Genomic DNA, 10,442 nt, shown 5'->3' with positions numbered 1-10,442 from the left:
CAATCCTATAATTGATTCTCAATATGTTATGATTGACATAGTGGGAAATAGAAGTGCAATTTTTATGAAAATTATTTTTAAGAGTGAAAGTTGGGTTAGAAACAGCCTTCAGGCGTGAGAACGAAACAATTGATTGACTTTCTTTTCTATTTATAAGATAATGACTTAGTGGAAGAATAGCAAGCGCCATGTAATCCGTATAATCTATAACTCTGGATATACCAAACCCAGTTACATGATTTATCCAATCAATAATAGGTGTCATCAAAGGTAGTTTCCAAAGTATAAACCCGATACCCGTGATAAAGGCTGCTGTTTTCTTTAGCTTCGGAGAGAGAGCGGCCATAAACATCGGGAAAATCAGTAATCCGGCGAAGTCGGACAGTTTCCCTGTCAGGAAGTTACCGAACTCCTGTTTCAGACAAAAATCATTCAGCATCAGCATAAATAACCCGCTTATAAAGTAAGGGTTAAGAATTAGTTCTTTGTTTTTCATATATGTGAAGTTTTATTTTAATTGCAAATTCTCCCTGACAACATCCAATATTCCGGTATGTATATGAAATGTTTTTTTCAAATCATCAGTATCATAAGCCACATTTTCGAGTACGATAACGCTTGTCTGAGTTTCGGGGAAATAAAAATTCATGGATATAAAACCGGGAGCAAAACCAGTTTGTCCCCATTGTAGAAGTTCGTCTTTTGTATCAACTGTAATACCATAGCCATAATGTGTTTCCCCAAAGATAGGATGCTGTCTGATAGCTCCTTTCTGTTTCATCGTCAACAGCTTCATAGTTTCCTCTTTTAACAACTTAGTTGTGTAAAAACAGTTATTCCATATCAGCAAATCTTCCGCTGTAGAAATGAAGGAACCGGCGGCAGCACAGTTTTGAAAACTTGTATTGTCAAATTTAAGACTTCCGTTATCCTCTTCTGTATATCCTTTAACCAAATGAGTGTACCCTTTTGTATCGGGATGAAAGGTATTCTGCATTCCACATAGTTTGAATAATTCTGCCGATTGTACAGCAAATGTTTTCCCTGAAGTACGTTCTGTAATGCTAGCCAATATATCATAACCTATTTGTGAGTAGGCGTATTGGGAACCAACTTTGAATAATGTAGGTTTATCTAATTCGGTAATTCCATGCTTGTGTGTCAATAGATGATGGACTGTTACAGTATCAGCCCAACTTTGCGTTAGTTCGGGCAAATACCCACGGATAGGTTCATGCAGTTTCAGCCGTCCTTTATCATATTCCCGGAGCACTAAGACAGTAGTAAATTGTTTGCTTATAGAACCGATAACGAATTGGTCGTTCTTTTCTATTGGCTTCATCTTTTCTATATCGGAAAATCCGATGGTTTTCTGATAAAGTTCTTTCTCTTGCAGACCAATAAGAACGATTCCGCTAAATGGCTTACTTTTATTTATTAAGATTAAGGAATCTATTTTCGAGAGACAATCGTCATCTGATAGTTGTCCAAACACACAATTGCATCCAAACAAAAAGGTGAGAAAAAGTGCAAGTTTCATTTTCATCTATAATTTCATTTATCTATCCATTTCAACATCCATTCTATACAATCATCTGCATCAACAAGACTCCACGAGTGCGGATATGATAATAAATATACTGCTTAACTTGTAATTCTCATGAATGGAAAACGCAATAGCTACGAGTCCCAAAATCATATTAATGAATGTCAGGACATTTGCTCCTTGCTTTTTGAAAAAATCTAAAATCATAATTATAGATCCATTTTGTTTATATTATTCCTATAGTAACCATTGCCACATGGGTAAACAAATGGGCTATCATAGCCGATTCAAGCCCTTTTTTCCAATAAAGCCATCCGAAAAACAGTCCTGCTACGGAATTCCCGATGAGCGAATAGAGCAGCATTGCTGTACTCGGTTCACTAATGGCATGGAAAATCATAGGAAAATGTCCCAATGCGAAAATAATTGAAGTCAGCCCGATACCTATCCAGTAAACTGCACTGTTCAACCGTTTCATTATTTTTGAAACACCCCATACAAGAACGGTCATCAATCCGAAGCGCATCAGCAGTTCTTCAGTAATCCCGCCATAACCGAAACGGGCAAGGAGAGTTACCTCCACCTTGCTTTCGAGGTCTTTAAACTCTTGCGGAATAACGGAACTGAAGGTGAACGAAATGAGCATCACCAGTATTCCTGCCAGTAGTCCGAGCGGGATGCCGTATTTCAACTGTTCAAGAAAAGTAACACGAGGTGTTTCTATTTTTAGCAATGAGGACACTGTCGGAACACTTAAGTTTACCTTGTTATAAAGCTCCGTACCCGTCGCTACCGCCACGAGCAACATAAGGCTTGGGTTTATCAGTGTAAGCAGTTTGATTGCCTGTGGCGAGAATCGTTCCAGTGCTTCCGCCGGTATGTCGCCGATAGTTACCGTCAGCATCGTAAGGATGCCTAAAAAACCCAGTATAAAGAGGGTTAGCCCTAATTTGAATTTTGCTTTCATGTGTATTTTCCTTTTATTCTTTTACTTATTTGTGGTTATTTCCTGTAACTCTTCTGCCATATTTTTGAACTTATTCATCACGTCCAGATGCCCGTAGGGTGCGGTATTGGTAAACAGGATACCGATTTCTTTCCGCTCATAGTTTACCCAAAAATAGGTGTTGTATGGGGAACCCGACCAAAAAACTTCTTTAGTTTCTCCGGCAGCATCTTCAACAATGCCTATACCTAACCCGTATTTGTAATGCCTGAATGCTTGTAATTCATCAATTTGGTTTGACAACATCCCTTTTAGGCTATTGGAATGGAGAATATCAGGATGAATATCATTTTCGTAATTCAATAGCCAGTCGGCCAGTAGGTAGAAATCGGAAACGGTAGAAACCGCTCCTCCGTATGAATCCCACCAGCCACCGCCACCCGATAAGGCTACCGGTAAATGGTGATATATCGAAGCATCGTTTTGTTGTAATATGCTGTCTTTGTATAGGTATAAGCAAGATTGCCTGTCGGTCTTTTCCTTTGGAACGTAGAAATCCGTATCATTCATACCCAAGGGAATAAATAGCCGTTCTTTCAGGAAACAGTCAAGTGTTTGTCCCGATACAACTTCAATCAGGTAACCCAACACATCGTGTGAGTAACCATATTGCCATTTTGTTTCGGGTTGGAAAGCCAATGGGATACCTGTGATTTTATCAATAAATTCAGGCAATGGACGGTTCCATTCCCTGAATCCGGCTTCGGTATATAATTTATCCGTTAATGTATTACCGCCACTGTAAACAATGCCGGATGTATGATTAAGTAAATGCCGGATGGTGGATTTTGTAGATAAATCTTCCGTTTCCGAAGTATTGGAATTTGTGTAAACTTTCAGGTTCCGAAACTGCGGAAGGTATTTTTCTATAGGATTATCAATACTCAGTTTTCCCTCTTCCTGCAATATCAGTATGCCAATGGAAGTTATTACTTTGGTCATGGAAGCTATAGGGATAATAGTATTTTTATCCATCGGTATAGATTGTTCCACATTCATATACCCATACGGAGTAAAATGTAAAATTTCACCATCTTGTACCACAAGAGTGATGGCTCCTGCCAGTTTTTTATCTGCTACTTTTTCTGAAAAATAAGCATCAATAACGGAAAAGTCTTGTGCCGCAACTGAATATTGCAGTAAAAGCAAGAGTACCAAAAAGTTATATTTCTGCATTTTCACTAATCTTTAAAATTCATCTATGTTTTTCTGTATATAACTCAGCATCTGTTTGTCCAACTCTTTTGCGCATTGATAAAAATGCCTACTATCCAACACCTCTGCAAACGCGCCATTACTCACATCTATGATAAAAGAATGACCGATGTAGAATAGCATTTGTGGCTTTGTGAGCTTACTCATATTGCTACCACTATCACACAATCTGTCAATGTAATCATAGATAGCGCCAACTACATCAATTTCTGAGATTGTTGATGCTAACAGATTCCGAACATCATTGTTGTTCATTAATATGGGTGGATCGGGCGTAAGCCCACAATACGCTTCTAAATCTTCGATAGATGTCATAGTTGAATGTGACATCCGAAACAGATGCCTTAAATCAAGTGCAAAGTTACTATAATATAAGCTTTTCCCGTTGAACTACAGAAAGAGATTTCTTTAACACCCGTTTTTAAACCTGCTTATTATCAAAGACTTAAAAACGAGCTAAACCGTAAATTTGTTAATGGGGTAGATTTCAGCTTTAACGGAAGATTTCAGACAGCCATAATAGTGGATAAGAACGTCTCATAGTCTTTGAATTTCAATTTTTGCCACAAACGAGTTTTCTTAACCCGTACTGTGTTTTGGGTGTAGTTCAGAAGTACAGCCATTTCTTCGGGGCGGAATCCGACTCGGATAAAGCAACACATTTGTAAGTCTTTGTCTGAAAGGTCGGGATACAATTCCTTTATTTTATCAACAAAGCCATCATATAATTGATTGATGAGGGCATAGAGATTATCCCATCCTAATTCGTCCATCAGATTCTTTCCAAACACCTTTTGGTAGCGCTTCATGAAGGCACTATTATTATCGTTTGGCACAATATTAAGCTGTGCAATCTTTTGAGCAATATCCAATTTGTCCATCAGGAAGCTCCGTAAGTATTCACTCTTCTCATCCCGCTCCAAAACTACTTGCTTATAATCCTCATGCTGTTGAATCAGTTTTCGGTCATAATTTTGGATCTGCTCTTCTTGCTGCGTCAGCATCTCCCGGAAAGTACTTAAAGCCCGTTCTGCCTCCAATAGCTCATTCTCCTTACGTTTTATGCGGTACATCAGGAACCATCCCGACAGTGCCCCAAACAGAATAATGGATATAACCACTATAATCAGTCTGAGACGATGAATTATAACCTGATTATATTCTGCCTCTATTCGTTCTTTGTCATATTGCTCCTGAAGATACGGAATAGAACTGTTCCTTATATCTTCAGCTAAGGAACTTTGCAGTTGTACAACAGCTTTAGATTCTTTCAAAGCGGCAATGTAGTCGCCTTTTTTCTCAAATATAAGGGACTTCAAATGATGATAAGTAAGTAACGTTTCTTTGGTATCGGCATATTTTACCTCTTTCAATTTTTCGGTATAATGCAATGCAGAATCCAGTTTTTCCTCTTGCAAATAACATTTGGTTAATGTTGGATAGTTAAACACCTCATCATCCCTTTCTTTATCCAAACTTACAGATAGCAGAGCATGTTCTTTAGCTTTGTCGTATTGCTCTAAATCCCAATAAGCACAACTTATCCTTCGGTGAGAACGTGCAACATACCACTCGTCTCCGGTTTCTTCGGCATAATTGAGTACCCTTTGAAAATACACCAATGCGCTATCTGGTTCTCCCAAAACAAACACCATGTTGCCTATGTGGTCCTGAACGAGTGCCTCTCTTTTTTTATTTCCACTTTGTGAGTAATAGGACTGCGCTTTTTTGAAGCTTTCCAATGCCTTCCTAAAGCTGCCTCCTCCGCTATAAGCGTTTCCAATATCGTGATAAATCACTCCCAAAAGGCTTGTGTTATTGGAGTATTCTGCATAATCTTTGGCAATCAGCAGATGTTTCATTGCCTCTTCATTGTTACCTTGTGCAAGAAATGACTTTGCAGTATATAGATTTGCATTAGCCGTTGTATCGGGATGTTGCCCCAACGCTCCTTCAGCTTGCAACAGAGAGGTTCTTCCTTGCTTTTCATCACAGGAAAAAAGAATAAAAACACAGGCAGTAACTACGCATAGGTAGTTTCTTAATCTATTATTATAAAGCATACATATCTATTAACTTAATGCCGACAAATTTATTTTATTTGCCCTGATTATATGTTACACGAAAAGGTAGTTTTATCGGGGCAACTCCAAGTTTGTTACACTATTTCTTATCATTCTCCATCTTATCCAGATAAGACTTGACTTTCTTATACTCTTTCGGAATCAGTACTCTTAACTTGATGATAAATCCAACAATCATAGAAACAGCAATTAACAGAATGAAAATGATTGCTTCTTGATTGAAGTGAAACTTAGAGGACAAAAATAAAACAAATACTGCTAATAATACTTTCTTCATGATTATCTAAATGTGAGTAAGTAACTAAAATACCAGTCTCATCATAGTTAGTACCGCAGCCTACCGGATTGTCACAAAAATTATTGTGTTTTTTCCAATGGGTTAGTCTACCACTCGACTGCCAACTTATACCACTAACTTTATATCCTTCGTTTTTCCGATTTATTTCGCCTTTCTTTGCGTTCCCGAATTATAAGAGGAAAGAATATGGAAATCAGAATGATTGAAGGACAGACGTTTGAGCAACTAAAAAAATGTATAGCCGATTTGCTGGCGCAAGTCGCCACATTACACTCCGAACCAGAGAACGCTTGGTTGGATAACCAAGCGGTTTGTCAGATTCTGAATATCTCAAAGCGGTCACTTCAAACCTTTCGGGATAAAGGATTGATTCCTTATTCTCAAATCGGTCATAAGTGCTTCTACAAGCAAGAGGACGTGAAAGAATTCCTCGAAAAGAATCGGATTGAAGCACTAAATAAGAAACGACAATGAATATTGACGATGTTTTAGATTCCCGTTCCAAGGAAATGAGCGAATTGTTTTCTGCAATACGGATTGGCAGCAACAAGATTTACAATTACAAGAAACTGCGTAAGCCGACATTGCTCGGCGAAGCATTCTTTACCAACAAAGAAGTTTGCAAACTCTTGGGATTGGGATTGCGAACTTTACAGGATTACCGCGAACGTGGGCATCTTGCTTATTACAAGATTGAGGGTAAGGTTCTCTATAAACTCTCCGATGTGCTGCAAATGCTTGAAAATAACTACTTCGATGTTTGGAAAAGGAAACAATTATGATGGAACTTGGTGTGAGAGGTTTTGATACCTAAGCTTCACCCAAGGCACACCTAAGGATCACCTAAGGCAGACCTAAGGATCACAAGAGTGAAGCCACAGCCTCGCCGCAGTGAGACCGAAGCCTCCCGAGGCGAAGCTTCGATCTCAAAAAAGTCAGATGTAATTGACTGGTTTTTTCAATATTTAGTTCAGTCGGAATTTCTCTCCAGTATCAGGAAACAGAACATCAAAACCTCTCATTTTAGCAATTTGCGCCACAAACCATATTCTTAGCGTTTGTGCTTCGGGAGTTTCTAAGCGGAAAGCCATCGTAATGATCACCGTCAGATTTACAGCCGTAATATCATAACTAACACGTCTGCCACCTGCTATAATATGGTATCGGCAAGTGTCTTTTAACCGAAGCAAATTCTTTCCAAATATCTCTTCAAGGCATCGGTCAATATCCTTCATATAGCATCCGAATAGTTGGCAAAGATCATTCCTATCCATCCAAACGGTATCATTCACAGGTTTGAAAACAACCTTCATTTCATTGTTGCTGTCAATCCGAATCGATAACAGCCCTTTGTTATTTACCTTTTTCATATTGCCTCTTTTGTTTCATGTTTTGTAAAATCGGTATTGGGTAACTGATATTTATTGCCGATGCGGGATTCCAACAGTTTCATGTCCTCGTCCATTTTCATATTAGTTACTTCCGCATAAATCTGGGTGGTCTTTATACTCCGATGCCCCATCGTCCGGCTTAACGTCTCAATCGGAACACCGTTTGAGAGGCAGATAGTCGTAGCCCAGCTGTGTCGCCCTTGATGGAATGTGAGTGGAGTTTTGAACCCGTAGAACTCAGTCAGCGTTTGAAGATGCACATTCATCGTCCTATAACAGAAGAAATCAAAGACCTTATCCGTATTCTTTCTACCCTTGAAATTCTCGATTATGGACAATGGAATATCCAACAGTGGGATATAACACTCCGTCGTTGTTTTCGTTCTGTCCTTATAAATCCACTTGTACCCAGCTTTATCCGTCCGAATGTCCGACCATTTCAAGTTATAAATATCGGCATAAGCCAAACCCGTAAACACTGCAAAAACGAATAAGTTCCGCACCTTATTCACGTTCTTCACGGGATGAGGTTTAGTCATTATCGTATTCAAATCTTCTCTCGAAATCCAACGGCGAGAAGACTTACGACCATCGGCATAGAACCGTCGGACGGGATTACGATAGATTATCTCCTTATTGACCGCTCTCTCAATCGTATGTTTCAAGAAGCGAACATAATTCTGAATGGTATAAGTTGAGAAATTGCGAACCGTAAGCAGATAGAAATGGTAATCCTCCATAAACTGTTTGTTGATGCGAGAGAACTCTACGTCATCCACTCCATATTTATACTTCAAGAAATCACGGATAATATAGTATGCATTCCCATATCTGTAATAAGTTCCTCGTGTATGGGTTATACCAATGCCGTTTTTTATCTCTTCTTTCATTAGGTCGAACTCTTTTAAAAGAGTAATTCCATTGGTGCCCATGCCTTGAATAGAGTTTTTAATTCCTTCTGCTGTAACATATCCACTGCGCTCAATATCTTTTTGATACTGCTGCTCGGCTTCCTTTTTCAGTTCAGCCAGTCGGAGATTGATACGCTTGCATTCGTTCCCTTTTCCCGAACAACAACCTTCTTTCGGATTCCAGAATTTTGGCTCAATCTCTTCTTTCACACTGTACTGTACGATTTTCCCGTCGATGGTAATGCGCCCCATAATCGGGCATTTACCGTTTTTCTTAATCTTCTGCTTGTTGATGTAGAATAATATATTGAATGTGCTTCGCATGATTGTGTCGTTTTAGTTGATTAATATATATTTACCGTTGATTTTCTCGGAGAGGAGCAGAATATCTTTCAGGATTTTATCTGTTGATACTTCTGCATAAGTTTGTGTGGTCGTAATATCCTGATGCCCCAACATTTTACTGACGGTTTCAATCGGAACTCCCTCTGAGAGCGTAATTAAGGAAGCAAACGTATGTCGGGCCATGTGGTAGGAGAGATTTCGCCCCAGCTTACACTGCTTATCAATCTTTTTGAGATGATAAAGAACGCTTGGATATTCAGGGACAGGAAATACTTTACAATCGGTTTTTTGGTTTCTGTATTTCTCAATTAAGGAGAGAGGGACTTCCATCAAGCGGATATTGGATGCGCTTCCCGTCTTTTGACGATGGGTCATAATCCAATAACTTCCATCTTCTTGTTTGACAATGTTCTCGTAGGCAAGATTCTTTACATCAATATAGGCCAATCCACAGAAGGTAGAGAATACGAATATATCACGGACAATCTCCGTTGTTTCTTGCTCGAACTTGGCAGACATAATTTTTTCCAAATCTTCCCGGCTAATATTACGATGGTTAATCTCAGGCGATTCCAATTCATAAGAGAAGAAAGGGTCTTTGCCGATTATGCCTTCGTCTATAGCTTCGGAGATAACTTCCCGCATTCGTCCAACAGCTCCCATTGTGGTTCTAACGGACAATTTTCGGGTAACACGGAGATAATGTACATAGCCTTCAATAAAGGAATAGTTCAGGGCTTTGAATGAAATATCATTCAATTTGTGATTTGTTTGCAGGAATGCGACTAATAAAGAATGGTAATGCTTGAAATTGGTTAAAGTGCTTAATGCTCTATCTTTTTCAACACGAGCGGAAAACCTCTCAATCATCTTACTCATATAGGCGCAGAGCGATTCTTGCGCTTTGGCAATTCCTTGTACAATGGTCTTCAAATCGGTTGCCGCGAAGTCTTTGCCGAGGCGTATTTCCTCATTGTAGCGGGAGTAGATAAGCAGATTTATTTTTTCTATCTGCTTGTTCACATCATTAGCAAATCCGCTCTTGCCTTTCAACCGTCCAGCTTTAACATCCCATAACTCGACATCAGCATCAATCTTCAGACTAAATTGCGCCATCGTTTTTCCGACTTGGATTCGCCCCATGACAGGGCAGAGTCCGTTTTTCTTTCTCTGATTCTTTTTCAGGTAAAAGAGTACCTTTAGTTCGTTTGTCATAACTCTCATTTTTAAGTTTTTAAAATTACTTTCAAATGAGTTATTTGAGTTATGAAAAATGAGCGGTCTGCTATCAATGAGCCAAGCGTAAAAATTATTTCGACACGAATCGCTTCGTTTTGCGGAATCTGCTAAATACAAACTTAATAGATAGCATTCTGCCGTATTCTGCTTCGACAAAAACAGGTAATGACTTGGTAACGGAAAAGCAACGAAAACTACTGATTTCTGCGTTTTTCAAGGTAAGACAGCTTCGGACAACCTCTGCCTATAAGACTAAATATCAATGGGTTCATCCTTTTTCGCATTTAATCACTATTTTGCAGAATCCATTCCACAAAGATAATATAATATAAAAACCCACATTCACCTTTATGCAGTATTTCCCTGCAAATGAGTGAATGTGGGTTTAAAGAGATCCTATCTTACTT

Annotated in this window: 11 protein-coding genes; 2 read left to right on the top strand and 9 right to left on the bottom strand. The window is 38.9% G+C overall.

Annotated elements, in window-relative coordinates:
• From D0T85_RS11710 to D0T85_RS11685, 6 genes are all read right to left on the bottom strand, one after another.
• The coding region (locus D0T85_RS11710; RefSeq protein WP_203558465.1) for a hypothetical protein at nucleotides 1-496 on the bottom strand (496 nt) is incomplete at its 3' end.
• Between the two features lie 12 nt (nucleotides 497-508).
• Nucleotides 509-1,546, bottom strand: a complete 1,038-nt coding sequence (locus D0T85_RS11705; protein WP_163213495.1) for a serine hydrolase — start codon at nucleotides 1,544-1,546, stop codon at nucleotides 509-511.
• A gap of 226 nt (nucleotides 1,547-1,772) precedes the next feature.
• On the bottom strand, nucleotides 1,773-2,513 hold the full coding sequence (locus D0T85_RS11700; protein ID WP_163213493.1) for a CPBP family intramembrane glutamic endopeptidase: 741 nt from the start codon (nucleotides 2,511-2,513) through the stop codon (nucleotides 1,773-1,775).
• 21 nt (nucleotides 2,514-2,534) lie between these two features.
• Nucleotides 2,535-3,728 carry a serine hydrolase gene (locus D0T85_RS11695; RefSeq protein WP_163213491.1) on the bottom strand — a complete coding sequence of 398 codons (1,194 nt, stop codon included), beginning with the start codon at nucleotides 3,726-3,728 and terminating at the stop codon, nucleotides 2,535-2,537.
• A gap of 12 nt (nucleotides 3,729-3,740) precedes the next feature.
• Nucleotides 3,741-4,082, bottom strand: a complete 342-nt coding sequence (locus D0T85_RS11690; RefSeq protein ID WP_163213489.1) for a hypothetical protein — start codon at nucleotides 4,080-4,082, stop codon at nucleotides 3,741-3,743.
• Between the two features lie 191 nt (nucleotides 4,083-4,273).
• Complete coding sequence (locus tag D0T85_RS11685; protein ID WP_163213488.1) at nucleotides 4,274-5,830, bottom strand: hypothetical protein; 1,557 nt, start codon at nucleotides 5,828-5,830, stop codon at nucleotides 4,274-4,276.
• Nucleotides 5,831-6,335: 505 nt separating this feature from the next.
• Here D0T85_RS11685 and D0T85_RS11675 point away from each other — a divergent pair.
• Nucleotides 6,336-6,623 (top strand): helix-turn-helix domain-containing protein, encoded by a 288-nt coding sequence (locus tag D0T85_RS11675; protein ID WP_163213484.1) that lies wholly within the window; start codon nucleotides 6,336-6,338, stop codon nucleotides 6,621-6,623.
• A complete protein-coding gene (locus tag D0T85_RS11670; RefSeq protein WP_163213482.1) occupies nucleotides 6,620-6,931 on the top strand; it encodes a helix-turn-helix domain-containing protein in 312 nt (103 codons plus the stop codon). The genes D0T85_RS11675 and D0T85_RS11670 overlap by 4 nt, the downstream gene beginning before the upstream one ends.
• A 183-nt stretch (nucleotides 6,932-7,114) precedes the next feature.
• On the opposite strand, the gene D0T85_RS11665 is transcribed toward D0T85_RS11670, so the two are convergent.
• Genes D0T85_RS11665 through D0T85_RS11655 form a run of 3 tightly spaced genes read right to left on the bottom strand, consistent with a single transcriptional unit; the run spans nucleotide 7,115 to nucleotide 10,011 of the window.
• Nucleotides 7,115-7,519: a hypothetical protein gene (locus D0T85_RS11665; RefSeq protein ID WP_163213480.1), complete on the bottom strand. Its 405-nt coding sequence runs from the start codon at nucleotides 7,517-7,519 to the stop codon at nucleotides 7,115-7,117.
• Nucleotides 7,516-8,775, bottom strand: a complete 1,260-nt coding sequence (locus D0T85_RS11660) for a site-specific integrase (RefSeq protein WP_163213478.1) — start codon at nucleotides 8,773-8,775, stop codon at nucleotides 7,516-7,518. The genes D0T85_RS11665 and D0T85_RS11660 overlap by 4 nt, the downstream gene beginning before the upstream one ends.
• 12 nt (nucleotides 8,776-8,787) lie before the next feature.
• The gene (locus D0T85_RS11655) at nucleotides 8,788-10,011 is read right to left on the bottom strand and encodes a site-specific integrase (RefSeq protein WP_163213476.1); all 1,224 of its coding nucleotides are present in this window, start codon (nucleotides 10,009-10,011) and stop codon (nucleotides 8,788-8,790) included.
• Nucleotides 10,012-10,442: the final 431 nt, after the last annotated feature.

It is taken from the genome of Bacteroides sp. 519, from assembly GCF_010500955.1.
Classification (GTDB): Bacteria; Bacteroidota; Bacteroidia; order Bacteroidales; family Bacteroidaceae; genus Bacteroides.
This window is presented reverse-complemented; position numbering and strand designations above follow the sequence as displayed.

Coding starts and splice junctions, on each gene's coding strand:
- D0T85_RS11675 (WP_163213484.1), top strand. CDS start 6,336: ATGGAAATCAGAATGATTGAAGGACAGACGTTTGAGCAACTAAAAAAA.
- D0T85_RS11690 (WP_163213489.1), bottom strand. CDS start 4,082: ATGACATCTATCGAAGATTTAGAAGCGTATTGTGGGCTTACGCCCGAT.
- D0T85_RS11700 (WP_163213493.1), bottom strand. CDS start 2,513: ATGAAAGCAAAATTCAAATTAGGGCTAACCCTCTTTATACTGGGTTTT.
- D0T85_RS11660 (WP_163213478.1), bottom strand. CDS start 8,775: ATGCGAAGCACATTCAATATATTATTCTACATCAACAAGCAGAAGATT.
- D0T85_RS11665 (WP_163213480.1), bottom strand. CDS start 7,519: ATGAAAAAGGTAAATAACAAAGGGCTGTTATCGATTCGGATTGACAGC.
- D0T85_RS11685 (WP_163213488.1), bottom strand. CDS start 5,830: ATGCTTTATAATAATAGATTAAGAAACTACCTATGCGTAGTTACTGCC.
- D0T85_RS11695 (WP_163213491.1), bottom strand. CDS start 3,728: ATGCAGAAATATAACTTTTTGGTACTCTTGCTTTTACTGCAATATTCA.
- D0T85_RS11670 (WP_163213482.1), top strand. CDS start 6,620: ATGAATATTGACGATGTTTTAGATTCCCGTTCCAAGGAAATGAGCGAA.
- D0T85_RS11655 (WP_163213476.1), bottom strand. CDS start 10,011: ATGACAAACGAACTAAAGGTACTCTTTTACCTGAAAAAGAATCAGAGA.
- D0T85_RS11705 (WP_163213495.1), bottom strand. CDS start 1,546: ATGAAAATGAAACTTGCACTTTTTCTCACCTTTTTGTTTGGATGCAAT.